15 protein-coding genes are annotated in these 18,230 nt (G+C 70.4%); 13 read left to right on the forward strand and 2 right to left on the reverse strand.

The window, feature by feature from the left end:
* The first annotated feature begins 3 nt into the window (after positions 1 to 3).
* The 8 genes from JOE48_RS22285 to JOE48_RS22320 all read left to right on the forward strand — a co-directional run bounded on the left by JOE48_RS22285 (position 4) and on the right by JOE48_RS22320 (position 7,544).
* A complete protein-coding gene (locus JOE48_RS22285; RefSeq protein WP_210032962.1) occupies positions 4 to 465 on the forward strand; it encodes a tellurite resistance TerB family protein in 462 nt (153 codons plus the stop codon).
* Positions 466 to 572: 107 nt separating this feature from the next.
* A complete protein-coding gene (locus JOE48_RS22290) occupies positions 573 to 1,850 on the forward strand; it encodes a Zn-dependent hydrolase (protein ID WP_210032963.1) in 1,278 nt (425 codons plus the stop codon).
* 103 nt (positions 1,851 to 1,953) lie between these two features.
* Positions 1,954 to 3,237: a beta-ketoacyl-ACP synthase gene (locus tag JOE48_RS22295; protein ID WP_210032964.1), complete on the forward strand. Its 1,284-nt coding sequence runs from the start codon at positions 1,954 to 1,956 to the stop codon at positions 3,235 to 3,237.
* The gene (locus JOE48_RS22300; RefSeq protein ID WP_409518607.1) at positions 3,234 to 4,001 is read left to right on the forward strand and encodes an SDR family NAD(P)-dependent oxidoreductase; all 768 of its coding nucleotides are present in this window, start codon (positions 3,234 to 3,236) and stop codon (positions 3,999 to 4,001) included. The genes JOE48_RS22295 and JOE48_RS22300 overlap by 4 nt, the downstream gene beginning before the upstream one ends.
* A 33-nt stretch (positions 4,002 to 4,034) precedes the next feature.
* Complete coding sequence (locus tag JOE48_RS22305; protein WP_210035987.1) at positions 4,035 to 4,319, forward strand: SH3 domain-containing protein; 285 nt, start codon at positions 4,035 to 4,037, stop codon at positions 4,317 to 4,319.
* A gap of 76 nt (positions 4,320 to 4,395) precedes the next feature.
* Positions 4,396 to 5,418, forward strand: a complete 1,023-nt coding sequence (locus JOE48_RS22310) for a zinc-binding dehydrogenase (protein WP_210032965.1) — start codon at positions 4,396 to 4,398, stop codon at positions 5,416 to 5,418.
* Positions 5,419 to 5,752: 334 nt separating this feature from the next.
* Positions 5,753 to 6,769: a lipid A biosynthesis lauroyl acyltransferase gene (locus tag JOE48_RS22315; RefSeq protein ID WP_210032967.1), complete on the forward strand. Its 1,017-nt coding sequence runs from the start codon at positions 5,753 to 5,755 to the stop codon at positions 6,767 to 6,769.
* A gap of 7 nt (positions 6,770 to 6,776) precedes the next feature.
* Positions 6,777 to 7,544, forward strand: coding sequence for a thioredoxin family protein (locus JOE48_RS22320; protein WP_210032969.1), 768 nt, complete (start codon positions 6,777 to 6,779; stop codon positions 7,542 to 7,544).
* A gap of 24 nt (positions 7,545 to 7,568) precedes the next feature.
* Here JOE48_RS22320 and JOE48_RS22325 read toward each other — a convergent pair whose 3' ends face one another.
* A complete protein-coding gene (locus JOE48_RS22325) occupies positions 7,569 to 7,790 on the reverse strand; it encodes a hypothetical protein (RefSeq protein WP_210032972.1) in 222 nt (73 codons plus the stop codon).
* Between the two features lie 246 nt (positions 7,791 to 8,036).
* Between JOE48_RS22325 and JOE48_RS22330 the strand changes: the two genes are divergently transcribed.
* The 4 genes from JOE48_RS22330 (at position 8,037) to JOE48_RS22345 (ending at position 13,152) form a co-directional block, all read left to right on the forward strand.
* The gene (locus tag JOE48_RS22330) at positions 8,037 to 8,753 is read left to right on the forward strand and encodes a DUF1194 domain-containing protein (protein ID WP_210032973.1); all 717 of its coding nucleotides are present in this window, start codon (positions 8,037 to 8,039) and stop codon (positions 8,751 to 8,753) included.
* A gap of 31 nt (positions 8,754 to 8,784) precedes the next feature.
* Positions 8,785 to 10,290: a M81 family metallopeptidase gene (locus tag JOE48_RS22335; RefSeq protein WP_210032974.1), complete on the forward strand. Its 1,506-nt coding sequence runs from the start codon at positions 8,785 to 8,787 to the stop codon at positions 10,288 to 10,290.
* A 112-nt stretch (positions 10,291 to 10,402) separates the two neighbouring features.
* Positions 10,403 to 11,473, forward strand: a complete 1,071-nt coding sequence (locus JOE48_RS22340) for a malate/lactate/ureidoglycolate dehydrogenase (protein WP_210032975.1) — start codon at positions 10,403 to 10,405, stop codon at positions 11,471 to 11,473.
* A 155-nt stretch (positions 11,474 to 11,628) separates the two neighbouring features.
* Positions 11,629 to 13,152, forward strand: coding sequence for a UxaA family hydrolase (locus JOE48_RS22345; protein WP_210032976.1), 1,524 nt, complete (start codon positions 11,629 to 11,631; stop codon positions 13,150 to 13,152).
* Positions 13,153 to 13,278: 126 nt separating this feature from the next.
* Here the strand turns inward: JOE48_RS22345 and JOE48_RS22350 are convergent, their stop codons facing one another.
* Entirely contained in the window at positions 13,279 to 14,325 is a 1,047-nt protein-coding gene (locus JOE48_RS22350; RefSeq protein WP_210032977.1) for a trans-acting enoyl reductase family protein, read from the reverse strand.
* Between the two features lie 225 nt (positions 14,326 to 14,550).
* On the opposite strand from JOE48_RS22350, the gene putA reads away from it, so the two are divergent.
* On the forward strand, positions 14,551 to 18,225 hold the full coding sequence (putA, locus tag JOE48_RS22355; RefSeq protein ID WP_210032978.1) for a trifunctional transcriptional regulator/proline dehydrogenase/L-glutamate gamma-semialdehyde dehydrogenase: 3,675 nt from the start codon (positions 14,551 to 14,553) through the stop codon (positions 18,223 to 18,225).
* Positions 18,226 to 18,230: the final 5 nt, after the last annotated feature.

Raw genomic sequence — 18,230 nt, forward strand, 5'->3', positions numbered from 1 at the left:
GGCATGAGCCTCCTGCGCGACATCATCGGCCAAGTCGGCCGCACCGTGACCGCTTACGCGGGCGACAAGGCGCTGATGCTCGCCGCCGTCTCGGCGTCCGCCAACGTCATCGTGGCCGACGGCGAGGTCGCTGGCCGGGAATTCGACGCCGCCCTCCACGGTCTTCGTGCCGATCCGGTGCTGATGAAGGGCTACGACGCGCTGATGCTGGAGACCGAACTCTACGAGGGGATCGCCCGGGCGCGCACGCGCCTCGGCCGTGCCGAGAACCTGCGCCATGTCGGGGCGATCGCAGAACGGCCCGAGATCCAGCGCCAGAACGTGTTCCTGATCGCCGCGGACGTCGCCGACCAAGACGGGATCAGCAACATCGAGGCGAGCGCCCTCGGTGAGATCGCGGCGGCGCTGCGGGTTGACGGCGTCGGGCTCCTGCGGGCCAATCCGGTACGTCGCTCGCCGGCCTGACGGGCGCGGTTGGCATCGGCGTTGCTGGAGGGTGGCGCGTCGCCGAGAGGGCGGCGTCTCCTCACAAAGCACTTGTCGCACGGCCCCGCGCCGTGAAAGGAACCGGCATGGCCGAGACGATCCCGAGCAAGACCCACAACCTGCGCGCCGATGGCACGCGGCTCTGGTCCACGATCTTGGAGACCGCCGCGTTCGGCGGCACCCCTGCCGGCGGCATCAACCGGCTGACGCTCTCGCCCGAGGATGGGCGCGTGCGTGACTGGTTCCGGGACGCCTGCGAGGCGGCCGGGCTGACGGTCTCGGTCGACGCGCTCGGCACGCAATACGCCCTGCGGACCGGCCGCGACATGAGCCGGAAGCCGATCGCCTTCGGCTCGCATCTCGACACCCAGCCCACTGGCGGGAAGTTCGATGGCGTTCTCGGTGTCCTGGCCGGTCTCGAAGTGATGCGCAGTCTGAACGACGCCAACATCGAGACCGAGGCACCACTGATGGTGGTGAACTGGACCAACGAGGAGGGCTCGCGCTTCGCGCCGGCCATGATGGCCTCGGCCGCCTATGCCGGCGAGTTCACCACCGACGCGATCCTGGCCAAGCGCGACGCCGCCGGCACGACGGTCGCGGAGGCCCTGGACGCCATCGGCTATCGCGGCGCCGAGGCCGTGGGTGCGCAGGAGATCGGCGCCTTCGTCGAACTGCACATCGAGCAGGGTCCGATCCTCGAAGCCGAGGGCAAGACCATCGGCGTGGTCGAGGGCGGCCAGGGCATCATGTGGTTCGACGGCGTGATCACGGGCTTCGAGAGCCACGCCGGCACCACGCCGATGCCGCGCCGCCGGGACGCCCTGCTGGCGCTGTCGGAGTTCGCGCTGGCCGCCGAGCGGATCGCCCTGGCGCACGCGCCTTCGGCGGTGGCGACGATCGGCGAGGCCGCGATCCTGGCCCCCTCCCGCAACGTCGTGCCCGGCCGGGTCGCCTTCACGGTGGACGTCCGCGACCCGCGCTCCGAGACCCTCGATGCGATGGAGGCGGCGCTCGAAGAGGCTGCGGCCGAGATCGCGGCGCGGCGCAAGCTCGAGATCGCGCTGAGCCGGATCTGGCGGAAGGAGCCGGTGCCGTTCGATCCCGCCATCGTGACGGCCATCGACGAAGCCGCCGAAGGGCTCGGGCATGCCCGCCGCCGGATCATCTCGGGCGCCGGGCACGATGCCTGCAACCTCGCCGGCAAGGTGCCGGCCGCGATGATCTTCGTGCCCTGCAAGGACGGGATCAGCCACAACGAGGCAGAATCCGCGACCCAAAGCGACTGCGCGGCCGGAGCCGACGTGCTGCTGCAGACGGTGCTGCGCCTCGCCAATGCCCCGAGGGCGACAACGGCTGCCTGATCGGCCGGAGCGTGGTCCGGATCGCCGCAGCCGGTGGCGGCGCTTCGGAACATGCCGGGTGGCCCGGTGTGCGAAACCGCAAAAATCTTCTAAGGACCACGGCATGAGCGCGCGATCGTACCGCGACGCCAAGGGCCGGCCGCTCGTCGCGGTCACCGGCATCGGCGTCGTTTCCTCCCTCGGCCAGGGACAGGCGGACACCTGGGCCGCCATGACCGAGGGCCGGTCCGGGATCCACGCCATCGGCCGGTTTTCCACCGACGGCCTGCGCACGCGCATCGCCGGTACGGTCGACTTCCTGAACACCGAGCCTCTGGTCGCGCCGTTGCTGTCCGAGCGCTTCGCCGCCGTCGCCGCCGAGGAGGCGGTGGCGCAGTCCGGGATCGGGTCCAAGGGCGATTTCCCGGGGGCGCTGTTCATCGCGGTGCCGCCGGTCGAGATGGAGTGGCCGCAGCGGCAGGCTCTGGCCGAGGCCGCCGGCGGCGACGGGCCGGTCGATTATGCCGGCCTGCTCCGGGCCGCTGCGACACGCCGATTCGATCCCTGGCACGACCTGTTCATCTTCGGCACTGTGGCTGACCGGATCGCCGATCGCTTCGGCACCAAGGGATCGCCGATCTCGCTCTCCACTGCCTGCTCGTCGGGCGCCACCGCCATCCAACTCGGCGTCGAGGCGATCCGGCGCGGCGAGACCGCGGCGGCGCTCTGCATCGGAACCGACGGGTCGGTGAATCCCGAATCGCTGATCCGCTTCTCGCTGCTGTCGGCGCTCTCGACCCGCAACGACGATCCGGCAGCGGCCTCGAAGCCGTTCTCGAAGGACCGCGACGGCTTCGTCATGGGCGAGGGCGCGGCGGCCCTCGTCCTCGAAGACGCGGAGGCCGCTGCCGCCCGGGGCGCCGCGATCCTCGGCTACGTCCTCGGATGCGGCGAGAAGGGCGACGGCTTCCACCGCACCCGCTCCAGCCCGGACGGGGCCCCGATCATCGCGGCGATCCGGGCGAGCCTGGAGGATGCCGGGATCGAGGCCGACGCGATCGACACGGTCAACGCCCACGGCACCTCCACGCCGGAGAACGACAAGATGGAGGGGTTGGGTCTCGGGGCCGTGTTCGGCGACCGGGCCGCCTCCCTGCCGGTGACGTCCAACAAGTCGATGATCGGCCATACCCTCACCGCCGCCGGTGCCATCGAGGCGGCCGTGTCGCTGCTGACGCTGCGGAACGGCCGAATCCCGCCGACCATCAACCATCGGGTGCCGGATCCGACGATCGTCCTCGACGTGGTCGAGACCGCCCGCGATCTGCCGGTCCGCACGGTGCTGTCGAACTCCTTCGGGTTCGGCGGCCAGAACACCTGCCTGGTCTTCGGCGCGGAACCGGCGTGAGCGGCGTGGCCTCTTCGCGCCGGGTCCTCGTCACCGGCGGCGCCTCCGGGATCGGCGCCGCGATCGTGCGCGCGCTCGCCGGTGCGGGTCACGCGGTCGACTTCACCTACCGCGCCTCGGCCGACGCGGCGGAGATTCTGCTCGCCGATCTGCGCGCGGCGCATCCGGATCGCGCCTTCGCGGCCCATGCCCTGGACTTTGCCGACAAGGCGGCGCTCGACGGCTTCTGCGAAATTGCGGAGGCGACGGGCTATTACGGGCTGGTCCACAATGCCGGCCAATCCTCCGATGCCCTCGCGGCCATGCTCGATCAGGAGCGGGCCGAGGCCGCGATGCAGGTCAATTTCTTCTCGCTGACCAGTCTGGCGAAGGCCCTGGTGCGCGAGATGACGCGGTCGCGGTCAGGCCGGATCGTCGCGATCGGTTCTGTCGCCGCGCTGCGGGCCAATGCCGGCAACGCCGCCTATGCGGCGACCAAGGGCGCGCTCATCGCCTATTGCCGGACGCTCGCCATCGAGACGGCCAAGCGCGGCGTCACCGTCAATGTCATCGCGCCGGGCTTCGTCGACACCGCCATGATGGAGCGCTACGCCGCGTATCGGGACGGCATGGAGCGGCAGATCCCCGCGGGCCGCTTTGCGCGTCCCGAGGATGTCGCCGCACTCGCAGCCTTCCTGATGGGCGAAGGGGCTTCCTACATCACCGGGGCCGTGCTGCCTGTCGATGGCGGCCTGACCGCCATGCTGGGCGTGCATCGGACCTGACCGGTGACGCCGCCGAACCGGACGTCCCTGCCGATGCGCGCCCGCCTCGCCCTCCCTGTTGCCCTCTGCATCGCACCGCTCGCGGCGGATCCGGCCTGGGCCGAGCCAGAGACGTATCGCATCTCGGGTCTCGCGCCCGGCGAGGCTCTGAGCATCCGCGCGGAGCCGGACCCGTCGGCCGAGCAGCTCGGCGAGATCCGGTCGCGGGCGCTGGTCTTCGGCTGCACCAACGAGACCCCGAGCCGCACCACCTGGTGCCGGGTCAAGGCCGGCCGGGTGCTGGGTTGGGCAAGGCGGCGCTACCTGGCGCCGGATTAGCGGCAGGTCTCGAAGCCTGACCCGCCCTGACATCACCGAGCTGCGTGCCTCGCCGCCGCCAACGGAAACAACGCTTATGCAAGCCCTTCAGCTGTTCGGTGACCGCGATCTGCGCGTGAGTGAGATCGAAGCGCCGTCCGCCCCCGGCGCCGGCGAGGTGCAGGTCCGGATCCGCGCGGTCGGCCTCAACTTCATCGACGTCTGGGGCTTTCGCGGCATGGCCTTCGCCAAGCGGAAGATGCCGCTGATCGTGGGGGCCGAGGCCGCGGGGATCGTCGAGTCGGTGGGAGAGGACGTCGCCGATCTCGCGCCCGGCGACCGGGTCGTGCCCTACGGTGCCATGACCTGCGGGCGGTGTCGCGCCTGTCGCGACGGCCGCGACAACCTCTGCGAGGATGTCTCGGGGGTCATGGGCTTTCACCTCGATGGCTTCGCCCGCGAGCGCGTGACGATGCCGGCGCGGCTGGTGGTGAAGGTGCCGGAGGGCGTCAGCGACACCGACGCGGCCTGCGCGGGCATCGCCTTCGGGACGGTCCAGCACATGCTGTTCGACAATGCCCGGCTTGAGCCCGGCGAGAGCGTGCTGGTCCATGCCGGCGGCTCGGGGATCGGCACCGCGGCGATCCGCATGGCCAAGGCGATCGGCTGCACGGTCTACACGACGGTCGGGGACGACGAGAAGGGCCGCAAGGCCGCCGAGCTCGGCGCCGACCACGTGATCAACTACCGCACCGAGCGTTTCGAGGGCGAGGTCCGGCGCCTGACCAAGCGCAAGGGTGTCGACGTGGTGTTCGAGCATGTCGGGGCCGATACCTGGAACGGCTCCCTGCTGTGCCTGAAGCGCGGCGGCCGGCTCGTCACCTGCGGATCGACTTCCGGTGTCTCAGCGACGATGAACCTGATGCAGCTGTTCCAGCAGCAGTATCGGATCACCGGCTCCTTCGGATGCTCGCTCGCGAACATTCGCCAGTCGCTCGACAAGATGGCAGCCGGCATCCGGCCGGTGGTCGACACCGTCTACCCGCTGGCCGACTTCGCGCAGGGCCTGGAACGGCTTGAATCACGCCGGGTCTTCGGGAAGATCCTCGTCAGCCTCTAAGTCATCGCTTTGCAGTGTCGCAAGCACGGCAAGACGGCGCCCATGTCCGCGGTCTTTAAGCGACACCCGGCACTGCCTCTGCGGTTCTGGGTTCCGGGCTCGCCTTCGCCGCCCCGGAACGACGGCGCAGGATCGAGCCCCCGGGCGAGGACCAACGCAGCACGCGATCCCGAAGCGCTCCGACGTCCGGGCTGGTGGGTGGGAAACTGACCCGCCCCTTCATCACAAAGCCGACCGGACCGCCGGAGCCCATTTCGCCCCGCAGGAGACATGGCTTAAGCTTCGCCCTACGGACGCGTCGGGGGGCCGCCCGTGTCAGGCCCAGGATTCGATTGTGCTGCGTCTCGCTCTCCTGCTGAAACGGTCGTATCCGCGCCTCGCCGGTTTCGCCACCATTCCCCTGATCCGCGCGCTGGTCTGGATCGCGCGGGCCCTTGGGCCGGCGCGGTCGACCGCGCTCGGGGCCGCATTGCTACGGGTCGTCGGCCCACTCCTGCCGGCGCACCGCATCGCCCTGGCCAACCTCCGGGCCGCCTTTCCGGATATGACCGAGGCGGATCGGAAGCGGATCGCCCTCGAGGCATGGGACAATCTCGGCCGGACCGGGGCTGAGTACGCCCATCTCGACAGCCTGTTCGACTATGATCCCGCGGCCACGGCGCCCACGCGGACCGAGGTCGCCGGGATCGAGCATTTCTTCGCCCTGCGCGACGACGGCGAGCCGGGCCTGATCTTCTCGGCGCATCTCGCAAATTGGGAGCTGCCGGCCATCTGCGCCGCCCGGTTCGGCCTGGATGCGACCGCCGTGTTTCGACCGCCCAACAATCCGGCCGCTGCCCGCCTCGTCCAGGAAGTCCGCCGCCGGTCCATGGGCGGGCTGGCCGCCTCGACGCCGGGCGCCGTGTTCGCCATGCGCGATGTCGTGGCGAATGGAGGCCACCTCGGCCAGCTCATCGACCAGCATTTCACCCGCGGTGTTGTGGTCCAGTTCCTCGGTCGTCCGTGCCTGGCCAATCCGCTCCTGGCCAAGCTCGCCCGGCACTACGATTGCCCGGTGCACGGCGTCCGCGTCGTACGACTGCCCGAAGGGCGCTTCCGGCTGGAGCTGACGCCGCCCCTCGACCTTCCGCGCGCCGCCGATGGAACCATCGACGTGGTGGGCGCGATGCAGGCGATGACGGCCGTGGTCGAGGGCTGGGTGCGCGAGAATCCCGGCCAGTGGCTCTGGATGCACCGACGCTGGCGGCCGGACATGCTGCCGAAACCGAGGCCCTCGTCGCCGGCGCCTCAACCGATGGTAGAGGTCTCTCAAGCCAACGTGATTTCACAGACGGCGTCCCAGACGTTCTGATACCCCGATGACGCCTCGGCACCGCGCCCTGACCCGCGACAGCCGCGCGCTCTGCGCTGCCGTTCTGTTTTCCACCTTGATGCTGGCGTCCGCGGCGCGGGCCGAGCCGGTTCGCGCTGTGGTGGAATTGTTCACCAGCCAGGGCTGCGGAGCCTGCCGCACGGCCGATCCGGTGCTGCGCGATCTGTCCCGCCAACCCGGGGTGATCGCTTTGACCTTGCCGGTGACCTACTGGGATTATCTCGGCTGGAAGGACACGCTGGCCCTGCGCCCGCTCACCGAGCGGCAGCGTGCCTATGCACGGGGTCGCGGGGCGCGCCAGGTCTTCACCCCGCAGATCGTGGTCGACGGCAGCGCCTTCGCGGTGGGTTCGGACAGGAGCACTCTGGATCGGCTGCTCCGCGAGGCCGCGCAGCATGGCGGATTGCCGGTGCCGGTGCGGAGCGAGCGACAGGGTGACCGAATCCTCGTGGAGGTCGGAGCCGCGCCGGAGGGCAAGACCGAGTTGCACGGCGACGTCTGGCTGGTTCCCGTCCTGCGCAGCCGGGCGATCGCGATTCAGGGCGGCGAGAATGGCGGCCGCACGGCGACTTACGTCAACGTCGTGCGGGGCATGCAGCGTCTCGGGTCCTGGACCGGTCAGGCGTCGCGCTTCGACGTGCCCTTTACGCAGACGAAGACGGCCGACGCAGACAGCTGGGTGGTGTTGCTGCAGGGCGCCGCGGATGGTCGCCCGGGCCGCATCTTCGGGGCGGCCAAGGGCCCGGGGCTGTAGCCACGGGCCATCGGCGCGCAGAATTCATTTCAGGGTGACGGGATGGATCTGTCGGCGGCCCTGCTGCCGATGCCGCGCCCTGGACTCGCGGGCCAGTTCCGCCAGTCGCGCATCCAGGCGCGCGGACAGGCGGCCAACGCGCCCAATCGTCGCGTCGAGCGCATGGCTGACCAGCGCGACCGTACCGGTGACGCCTCCGACCGCGAGGCTCTCGATGACGCGTCCGATCCGCCGAACAATCCGCATGTGGCACACTTGGCTGGACACGGTGCCGAGCGCACCGCTGAGCGAGCGAGGTAGCGCGTCGGCGTGCGGTCAGGAGGAGGCGGAAAGCGGCACAGCCCCGATCGCCACACGCGGAACTTTCCGGGCTTGCGGCACAGCGCCCTGCCGTCCCGCCACGGCCCGAGCCGAACCGGAGGCGCGGCAGGCTCGTTGCATGAAAGTGACCGTCCGCCGTCCCGTGCGGGCGCCCCTCACCGAGTGTCGGCCATGCGGCGACGCCACCTTCTGTCCGGGATGCTCGCCGCCCTGTCGCTGGCGGGCCGCCGCGCCGGTGCCGCCGAGCAGTCGGTCGATGTCCTGTTGGTCCTCGCCGTCGATGTGTCGCTGAGCATCAGCGAGGACAGGTACGAACTCGAACGGCGCGGCTACGCCGAGGCGTTCCGCGATCCGCGCGTCCTGCGCGCCATCGGCGAGGGACCGACCGGCCGCATCGGGGTCGCGCTGTTCGACTGGGCCGGACCCGGGGAGCAGAAGATCGCGGTGGACTGGATGGTAATCGCCTCCGCGCGGGACGCGGACGTTTTCGCCGCCAGGCTCGCCGCCGCGACGCGACCGTTCTACGGCCGCACGGCGATCGGCTCGGCGATCCGCTTCGCCTCCACGCTTCTGGCCCAGGCGCCGTATCGGACCGATCGCAGGGTGATCGACATCTCCGGCGACGGCACCGGCAATGCCGGCCCGTCCGTCACGGACGCTCGGGACGCGGCCGTGGCGGCCGGCGCCACCGTCAACGGCATCGTCATCCTCACCGATCCGGACGGGATGCCCGGCTTCCTGAAGGAGCACACCAATCCAGCCGGTGGTCTGGCGGCCTATTACCGGTCCGTCGTGATCGGCGGCGAAGGGGCCTTCGTGATCAGCGCCGAGAGCTTCGCGGCCTTCGGGCGCGCCCTCATCGCCAAGCTGGTGCGCGAGATCTCCTGACGCGCTCCCGGACCATCAAGGATCTCCCCCGATGCGCATTGCCGTGCTCCAGTTCACGCACGAGACCGTGACCTTCCTGCCGAACGACACGACCCGGGAGGACTTCATCTATCCGGGCTCGCCCGCCTCGGGAGAGGCGCTGCTCGCCACCGATCCGAAGGGCTACATGGGCGGCTTCGTACGGGTGGCGCGCGAGTACCCGGGCGTCGAACTCGTCGGGATCACATCGCCGCTCTGGCCGCGCACCGGGACCGCCTCGGGCTGGATCACCGCCGACGCCTACGCTTACTTCCTCGGCAACTTTGTCGCGGAGCTGCGCAGGCAGGGGCCCTTCGACGGCGTCTTTCTGGCGCTGCACGGCGCGATGGCGGTACGCGGCGTCCCCCGCCCGGAGGCCGACATCGCCCGGCAGATCCGCGACGCGGTCGGTGAGCGGGCCGTGATCGTCGGCACCTTCGACCTGCACGGTAACGAGGATGACGCGTTCCTCGCCCACGCCGACATGGCGTTCGCGGTGAAGTACTTCCCCCACTACGACGGTCATCTTCAGGGTGAGCGGGCCGCCCGCATGCTGGTCCGGGCCGTGCGCGGCGACTATCGGCCGGCACACAGGGTGATCAAGGTCCCGATCCTATCGCCCACTGTGGTCCAGTGGACCGGTGCTGCGCCCTGGTCCGACCTCATCCAGCGGGCACTGGTCTGGGAGGCGCGCGAGCCCGACGTCTACGTCAACGTCTTCTTCGGCTTCCCCTGGGGCGATGCGGTGGATTGCGGCATGACCGTGCAGGCGATGACCAACGGCGATCCCGACCTCGCCGACAGGGTGGCCCGGGATGTCGCCGCTTTCGCGTGGCGCCACCGTCACGGGCTGCTGGACGCGGCGCGCATCTACCCCATTGCGGAGGGCGTGGGGCTCGCCCGCGAGGCCGTCGCCGCGGGAGATGGCCCCGTCGTGCTGGCCGACCACAGCGACCGCTCCGGGCAGGCCACATGGCTGCTGCGCGAGATCGTGGCGCAGGGCCTGACGCGCACCCTCGTCGCCACCGTCGCGTCGGCCGAGATCGTCGCGGACGCTCTGGCGCGAGGTCTCGGGCCGGGCGACGCCTTCGATGCGGCCTTGGGCGGCGGTGCCGACCCGTCCGCCGGTGAGCCGGTGCGGATCACCGGAACCGTGCTGCAGGTGGTCGCCGCGCCGGCGCCGGGCGTCGCCGGGAGCGGCGGCGGGGGCGGTCACTGGCTCTGCATCGGCTTCGGATCCGGCAACGTCCTGGTGCTCAGCCCGCAACTCGCCCAGATCGTCGAGCCCGCCGAGCTCTGGAGCCTCGGCCTCGACCCAACCGCGTTCGACGTGGTTGCGATCAAGTCGCGGGTCCATTTTCGCCGCGGCTTCGATGACAGCGGCTACGCCCGCACGATCCTGCTGGTCGAGCCGCTGGAGCCGTTCCTCGGCACGGTCCGCCTCGATCATCTGCCCTCTACCCAGATGAAGGCAGCCGACTTCTTTCCCTACGGTGACCCGCCGGACCCGGTGTCGTGACCGGGACGACATCCACCGCTGTGCCGTCACCGCGGGCGCTCGCGCAGCACGGGTGAGGGCGCTAGGTTGACCCCGCATGCGCCCGACGAGGCGCGGCTTGGGAGGACACGGAATGCGGATTTCGGCCGACAGGCTGTCTGCCTATGTGCGAGACATCTTCGTGCGCGAGGGCTGCGCGGAGGCCGAGGCCGAGCGGATCGGCCGTTTCCTCGTGGCCGCCAATCTCACCGGCCATGATTCGCATGGCGTCGTCCGCGTCACCCGCTACGTGGAGTGGCTGCGGTCGGGTGAGGTCGAGGCCGGCCGAACGCCCGAGATCATCACCGACGCTCCGTCCTTCGCGCTCCTCGATGCGCAATACGGCTTCGGTCAGACTGCGGGGCCGTACGCCACCGACCTCGGCATCGCCAAGGCCAAGGAGACGGGCGTCGCCGTCGTCGCGCTGCGCCACGCGGGCCATCTTGGACGTATCGGCGAGTGGGCGGAGCGCGCCGCTGCGGCCGGTCTGATCTCGGTCCATTTCGTCAACGTGGCGGGGAGCCTGCTGGTCGCCCCCTTCGGCTCGGTGGAACGCCGGTTCTCGACGGCGCCGTTCTCCGCAGGCTTTCCGGTTCCGGGGGCAGATCCGGTCATCCTCGACTTCGCCACCTCGGCCGTGGCGGAGGGCAAGGTGCTGGTCGCCTCCCGGGGCGGCAAGCCGCTTCCTGAGGGCGCGCTGATCGAGCCGGACGGAACTCTCAGTGCCGATCCGGCCACGCTTTTCGGACCGCTGGAGGGCGTCGAACGCGACAACCAGCGCGGCGCCGGCGCGATCCGGGCCTTCGGCGAGCACAAGGGTTCGGGCTTGGCGCTGATCTGCGAATTGCTCGCCGGGGCGTTCACCGGGTCCGGCGCTGCCGGGCCGGGCCAGCGGAGGATCTGCAACGGCATGCTGTCGATCTACGTGATGCCCGAGGCGTTCGGGACCGAGAACGCTCTCGCCGCAGAGGCGCGGACCTATCTCGACTTCTTCAAGAGCGCCAAGCCGATGCCCGGCGCCGAGGTGCTGCTGCCCGGCGAGCCGGAGCGCCGGATGCGGGCCGAGCGCCTTGCCGAGGGCGTCCCGCTGCCGGAGCCGGTCTGGGAAACCCTGCTCGCGGCCGGACGTCCGCATGGGCTCGACGGAAACGCCTATCGGGATTGAATCTTCTGACTGGACACCTCGCCGTCGTGGCATTGCCGACGAGGCTGAGGATCGGAGAAGCGACGTTCAAGACAGGCCCGGGATCGGGCACACCGCCGCGTCCGATGAGATGCGCCTGCGGTGAACGTCCCCTAGCCGCTCGACTGGAGAGACCGATGCCTGCCTATCCCGTCATCACCCTCCGCCCCGACGACGGTGTCGCCGTCGCCCGCGGTGCGATCGACCCGGGCACGCCGGTCGCCGACGGCGTCACGGCCGCCGAGCGGATCCCGGCCGGCCACAAGGTCGCGGTGCGTCCGCACCGGAGCGGCGAGGCTGTGACCAAGTACGGCCAGATCATCGGTTTCGCGAAGGACGACATCGCGGCCGGCCGACACGTTCACGTCCACAATCTCGGGATGGGCGAATTTGCTCGCGATTACGCGTTCGGCCTCGATGCCAGGCCGACGCGGCTGGTCACGCCGCCCGCCACCTTCCAGGGCATCCGTCGCCCCGACGGCCGCGTGGCGACCCGCAACTATGTCGGCATCCTCACCTCGGTGAATTGCAGCGCCCACGTCGCCGACCTGATCGCCGACGCGTTCCGGCGCCACCCGATCCTCGGGCTCGATCCGCTGGCCCCGTATCCGAACGTCGACGGCGTCGTGGCGCTGACCCACAAGACCGGCTGCGGCATGGCCATGGGTGAGCCGCTCCGGCTCCTCCGCCGGACGCTGGCGGGCTACGCGCGGCACGTCAACTTCTCGCACATCGTGATGATCGGGCTCGGCTGCGAGGTGAACCAGATCGGCGCGTTCCTGGAGGAGCAGGGCCTCGGCGACCGCATTCGCAGCATGAACATCCAGAGCCTGGGCGGGACCCGGAAGACTGTCGAGGCCGGCATCGCGTTCGTGAAGGGCATCCTGGCCGAGGCGAATGTGGTCCATCGGGAGCCGGTGCCGGCGAGCGAGTTGATCGTCGCCCTGCAATGCGGCGGCTCGGACGGCTATTCGGGCGTCTCAGCGAATCCGGCGCTCGGCATCGCCAGCGACCTCGTGGTGCAGAACGGCGGCACGGTGATCCTGTCTGAGACGACCGAGACCTACGGGGCGGAGCACCTGTTCACCCGCCGTGCGGTGACACCCGAGGTCGGACAGAAGCTCGTCGACCTGATGCATTGGTGGGAGGAATATACCCGCAAGGAGGGCTCGGAGATCGACGCCAACCCGTCGCCGGGCAACAAGGCGGGCGGCCTGACCACAATTCTGGAGAAGTCGCTCGGCGCAATGGCGAAGGCCGGGAGCACCAACCTGGTCGACGTGCTGCGCTACGCCGACCCGGTCACCGCCAAGGGCTTCGTGTTCATGGACACACCCGGTTACGACCCGGTCTCGGCGACCGGGCAGGTGGCGGGCGGGGCCAATCTCGTCTGCTTCACCACCGGCCGCGGCAGTGTGTTCGGCTGCAAGCCGGCGCCCTCGATCAAGATCGCCACGAACTCGGCCATGTACAGACGCCTTGAGGAGGACATGGACGTGAATTGCGGCACGATCCTCGACGGGGAGGAGACTGTCGAGCAGGCCGGGCGCCGGATCTTCGATCTGATCCTGCAGGTCGCCGGCGGCGAGCGGACGAAGAGCGAGCAGTTCGATTTCGGCGCGTCGGAATTCGCGCCCTGGCAGATCGGCGCTACGGTGTGATTCGCTGCGTGTCGTCCGCGCCCTCGGGGATACCTCGAAACCCTCGTCCTAGAGGCGTTTCGGTTCAATTCCGATCATTCGCCCCGTCAAACCGAGATGCCGAAGGCGGGCCCGGGATGACGATCGTCAGAGATCCGTTCGCACCACGTTCGGAAAGCCCAGGATGAAGTCCGGCCCGAAGGCGGAGACCGGCGTGTGGAAGCCCGCCGGCACCGTGCCGGAGGCGAGGCGCCGGGCGACTTCCACCGCCGTCCAGGTCGTCAGGGTGTAGCCCTCGGGCGTCACCATGCGGCTCGCCATCCGCCGGCCCGCAGAGTCCCAGGTCTCCGCCAGGAAGGTGCTGCGCGCCGCGGCCCGTGCCGAGGCTGCCGGACCCGCCGGCAGCCGATCGATGCCGCGGTTGATCAGACGTTGCGCGGTGCTGCCGGCGATGATCTTCCGGAGGCCGGCCGGCAATCCGGCGGCGGCCGCCATGGCCGGGAAGGCCTCGAAATACACGTCGATGTTCGGGACGCCGGTGGAATACCAAGCGCTCGACACGTCGCCCCAGCCGAGCCCGACGGTGCGCCGAGGTCCGCGGCCGAAATCGGCGCTGCCGCGGGGCGGGCGAGGCAGTTCGACGATGCGGCCGTCCCGGCGCACCCGCGTGCCCCAGGCGATGCCCTCGACCATGGTGCGGGCGGTGCCGCGGCTGAACCCGCCGAAGCCGCCGATCGAGATCCGCAGGTGCGTCGCGCTTGGCAGCCGGCGCGCGACATGGGCCGCGAGGCAGTCGCTCGGAACCACATCGAAGCCGGCGGCTGGAAGCAGGACGATCCCAGCCGCCTTCGCGTCGACGTCCCGCGCGGCGAGGGATTCCAGAACATCGATCTCGCCAGTGATGTCCAGATAATGCGTGCCCGCAGCGAGGCAGGCCTCGGCCATGGGCCGCGCCGTCCTGGAGAACGGACCGGCCGCGTGGATCACCGTCGTGACCCCGGCCAGGATGGCGCGCAGGCGTTGGGGATCGTCGAGGCGCGACAGGCGTGCATCGAGCCCGAGGCGCGCGGCAAGCGGCTGCAACTTGTCCGGATCGCGACCCGCCAGGATCGGCCGCAGACCTTGGGCGACAGCGTGCTCGGCCAGGAGCTGCCCGGTATAGCCGTTGGCGCCGTAGATCATGATCGTCGTCATGCCGGGCTTCTGCCACCGCTTCCGCCGGCGTCAAAACGCGCGGCCCGTGTCTGCGGCGCGAGGGGCGCGATCGGTGCGGACCGCAATCCCGGATACCGCCCGTGCCGCCCCGTGATCGCACGACGCATCCGAGGTCGGTGGGAGACGCTTAAACCGCGGCGGGAGACGGCGTAGCGTGCCTCCGGGCCGGCGTTGGAAATGGCCGGCCGTCTTGGGGGATGATCCATGCGCGCATCCCATGCGATCGACGATACCGCCGGGCCGTTCGACGCCTTCGCGGCGGCGCTGCCAGAATTGTCGCCGCTCCGGGCGGCCGTCGTCGCGGCCTGCCGCCGGCCCGAGCCGGATTGCGTGGCGCCCCTCCTCGATCAGGCGCGCCTGTCGCCCGATGCCGCCCGGCGCGTGGCCGAACAGGCCCGGCACCTGGTCGAGGCCCTGCGTCGTCAGACCCGCCGCGGCGGGGTCGAGGCCCTGATCCGCGAATACGCGCTGTCGAGCCAGGAGGGCGTCGCGCTGATGTGCCTTGCCGAGGCGCTTCTGCGCATCCCCGACGCGGCGACCCGCGATGCCCTGATCCGCGACAAGATCGCAGGCGGCGACTGGCGGGCGCATCTCGGGCACAGCCCGTCGCCCTTCGTCAACGCGGCCACCTGGGGGCTACTGGTCACCGGTCGCCTGGCTGCAACGCGCGATGAGGCCGGTCTCTCCGCCGCGCTGAGCCGGCTGATCGCGCGCGGCGGCGAGCCGGTCATCCGCACAGGGGTCGATCTCGCGATGCGGATGATGGGCGAGCAGTTCGTGACCGGACGGACCATCGCGGAAGCCCTGCGCAACGGCGCCCGCATGGAGGCCAAGGGCTTCACCTACTCGTACGACATGCTCGGCGAAGCCGCGCTCACCGCCGCGGATGCGGAGCGCTACACCCGTTCCTACGAGGTGGCGATCCGGGCCATCGGCGAGGCGTCCGCCGGACGAGGCGTACTCCGCGGGCCGGGGATCTCGATCAAGCTGTCGGCGCTCCATCCCCGCTATGTGCGGTCCCAGCGCAGCCGTGTCCTCACCGAGTTGGTTCCCCGGGTGAGGGCGCTCGCCGTTCTGGCGAAGGGCTACGACATCGGCCTCAACATCGACGCCGAGGAGGCCGACCGCCTCGACCTGTCCCTGGACATCCTCGAGGCCCTCGCGCTGGATCCGGCGCTTGCCGGCTGGGACGGGCTCGGCTTCGTCGTTCAGGCCTACGGCAAACGCTGCCCGTTCGTCATCGACGTGCTGATCGATCTTGCCCGTCGCAGCCGGCGCCGTCTGATGGTGCGCCTCGTGAAGGGGGCCTACTGGGACAGCGAGATCAAGCGCGCGCAGGTGGATGGACTGGCCGACTTCCCGGTCTTCACCCGCAAGGTCCACACCGACGTGTCGTACCTCGCCTGCGCGCGCAGGCTTCTCGCCGCGCCCGACGCCGTGTTCCCGCAATTCGCGACCCACAATGCGCAGACCCTGGCCGGCATCGTCGAGATGGCGGGCCCGGCGTTTCGGCTCGGGCAGTACGAGTTCCAATGTCTGCACGGGATGGGTGAGGCGCTCTACGAAGCCGTCGTCGGCGGGACCGACCTGCGCCGGCCGTGCCGGATCTACGCCCCGGTCGGCACGCACGAGACGCTGCTCGCCTATCTGGTCCGGCGGCTTCTGGAGAACGGTGCCAACACGTCCTTCGTGAACCGGGTCGCCGATGATTCCGTGCCGATCGAGACTCTGATCGCCGATCCCGTCGCGACAGTGGAAGCCATGCCGAGACCCGGCACCCCTCACGAGGGCATCGCGCTCCCGCCTACCCTCTACGGCTCAGCCCGGGCCAACGCGGCCGGCCTCGATCTCGCCGACGAGGCCGCGCTGATCCGGTTGTTCGAAGCTCTGGCGGCGAGCGGCCGGATGCCGCGACGCGCGGTCCCGACCGGTTCGGATCCCGCGTCGGCGGACAGACCCGTGCGCAATCCCGCCGATCATCGGGACGTGGTCGGGTTCTGGCGCCCGGCAACACTGCCGGAGATCGATGCGGCGCTTGCACGCGCCCAGTCAGCCGCCGAAGCCTGGGCTTTGACGCCGCCTTCCACGCGGGTGAAATGCCTGCGCCGCGCCGCCGACACGCTCGAGGCGCGGATGCCGGTGCTGATCGGGCTGATCGTCCGCGAGGCCGGGAAGTCCTACGCGAACGCCGTGGCCGAGATCCGCGAGGCCGTGGACTTCCTGCGCTACTATGCGGCCGAGGCAGAGCGGACCTTGGATGGCGCGCAGGTTTCGCTCGGGCCCGTGACCTGTATCGCGCCCTGGAACTTCCCGCTGGCGATCTTCGTCGGGCAGGTCGCCGCGGCCCTGGCGGCGGGCAATCCGGTCCTCGCGAAACCGGCCGAGGAGACGCCGCTGACTGCTGCGGAAGCAGTCAGGGTGCTGCATGAGGCTGGCGTCCCGGAAGATGCGCTCCAGCTTGTGCCCGGCGACGGCGCCGCGGGTGCTGCCCTCGTCGGCGACGGGCGTGTCCAGGCGGTGATGTTCACGGGCTCGACGGCGGTGGCCAAGGGCATCCAGCGCATCCTCGCCGCGCGCCTCAGCCGCCATGGCGAGCCGGTGCCGCTGATCGCCGAGACCGGCGGCCAGAACGCGATGGTGGTCGATTCCTCGGCATTGGCCGAGCAGGTGGTGGCGGATGTGATCGCCTCCGCCTTCGATTCCGCGGGCCAGCGCTGCTCCGCGCTGCGCCTCCTCTGTCTTCAGGAAGAGATCGCCGACCGGACGCTGCATTTGCTTCGAGGCGCCTTGCGCGAGCTCGAGATCGGGGACCCGCGCCACCTCTCCGTCGATGTCGGTCCGGTGATCACCGCCGAGGCCGCCGACACGATCACCAACCATGTGGCGGCGATGCGCGACCGCGGCTTTGCTGTCGAGACTGTGGCGCTACCGGCACTGACGGCCGGCGGAACATTCGTGCCGCCGACCCTGATCGAGATCGGCCGCGTCGCGGATATCGAGCGCGAGGTGTTCGGGCCCGTGCTGCACGTGCTGCGTTACCGTCGTGCGGATCTCGACCCGCTCCTCGATGCCATCAACGCCACCGGCTACGGCCTCACCTTCGGCCTGCACAGCCGTATCGATGAGACGATCGCGCATGTGCTCGGGCGCATCCGGGCTGGCAACCGCTACGTGAACCGCAACATCATCGGCGCCGTGGTGGGCTTGCAGCCCTTCGGCGGATCCGGGCTGTCGGGGACGGGCCCGAAGGCGGGCGGTCCCCTTTATCTCGGCCGTTTGGTCCGGAGACCGCCGGACGAAGCCCTCAATGGGCGTCCGACCGACCGAGCGCTCCTGGCTCCCTACCTGGCGTGGCTGCGGGCGAAAGGGCACGGTCGGGTGGCGGAGGCCCTCGTGTTCGCCCGATATCCGGCCGCCGTGGAGATCGACTGCCCGGGGCCAGTCGGCGAGCGCAACCTCTACGCGCTCCGCGCCCGCGGCCGTGTCGCGGCCATCGCCGCGACGGAACTGGGCCTCCTCCTCCAGCTCGGCGCGGTCCTGGCATGCGCCAATCGCGCCGTCGTCATTGCGCCGGAGCCGATCCGGGCGGCGCTTCAAGGTCTGCCGCAGGCCTGCGCGGCGCGCATCGACGGTGCGTCCGCCATCGAGACGGCCGGCGACGTCGACGCGATCCTGTTCGAGGGCACTGCGGATTCTCTGCGGGCTCTGAACCGGGCCGTCGCGGCACGCGACGGGGCTATCCTGCCGGTCCAGGCCCGAACACCGGAGGTGCTGGCCAGGGGCGACCTGTACAGCGCGATCGGGCTGGTCGACGAGCTCTCCACCGCGACCAACACGGCCGCGGCGGGGGGCAATGCCAGCCTGATGAGCGTCGGCTGATGGCC

Source organism: Methylobacterium sp. PvR107 (assembly GCF_017833295.1).
Lineage (GTDB): Bacteria > Pseudomonadota > Alphaproteobacteria > Rhizobiales > Beijerinckiaceae > Methylobacterium.

Excerpts from the sequence above, each read along its gene's own strand:
- JOE48_RS22290 (WP_210032963.1), top strand. The coding sequence starts at position 573 with ATGGCCGAGACGATCCCGAGCAAGACCCACAACCTGCGCGCCGATGGC.
- JOE48_RS22310 (WP_210032965.1), top strand. The coding sequence starts at position 4,396 with ATGCAAGCCCTTCAGCTGTTCGGTGACCGCGATCTGCGCGTGAGTGAG.
- JOE48_RS22285 (WP_210032962.1), top strand. The coding sequence starts at position 4 with ATGAGCCTCCTGCGCGACATCATCGGCCAAGTCGGCCGCACCGTGACC.
- JOE48_RS22345 (WP_210032976.1), top strand. The coding sequence starts at position 11,629 with ATGCCTGCCTATCCCGTCATCACCCTCCGCCCCGACGACGGTGTCGCC.
- JOE48_RS22335 (WP_210032974.1), top strand. The coding sequence starts at position 8,785 with ATGCGCATTGCCGTGCTCCAGTTCACGCACGAGACCGTGACCTTCCTG.
- JOE48_RS22330 (WP_210032973.1), top strand. The coding sequence starts at position 8,037 with ATGCGGCGACGCCACCTTCTGTCCGGGATGCTCGCCGCCCTGTCGCTG.
- JOE48_RS22340 (WP_210032975.1), top strand. The coding sequence starts at position 10,403 with ATGCGGATTTCGGCCGACAGGCTGTCTGCCTATGTGCGAGACATCTTC.
- JOE48_RS22350 (WP_210032977.1), bottom strand. The coding sequence starts at position 14,325 with ATGACGACGATCATGATCTACGGCGCCAACGGCTATACCGGGCAGCTC.
- putA (WP_210032978.1), top strand. The coding sequence starts at position 14,551 with ATGCGCGCATCCCATGCGATCGACGATACCGCCGGGCCGTTCGACGCC.
- JOE48_RS22305 (WP_210035987.1), top strand. The coding sequence starts at position 4,035 with ATGCGCGCCCGCCTCGCCCTCCCTGTTGCCCTCTGCATCGCACCGCTC.
- JOE48_RS22325 (WP_210032972.1), bottom strand. The coding sequence starts at position 7,790 with ATGCGGATTGTTCGGCGGATCGGACGCGTCATCGAGAGCCTCGCGGTC.
- JOE48_RS22320 (WP_210032969.1), top strand. The coding sequence starts at position 6,777 with ATGACGCCTCGGCACCGCGCCCTGACCCGCGACAGCCGCGCGCTCTGC.
- JOE48_RS22295 (WP_210032964.1), top strand. The coding sequence starts at position 1,954 with ATGAGCGCGCGATCGTACCGCGACGCCAAGGGCCGGCCGCTCGTCGCG.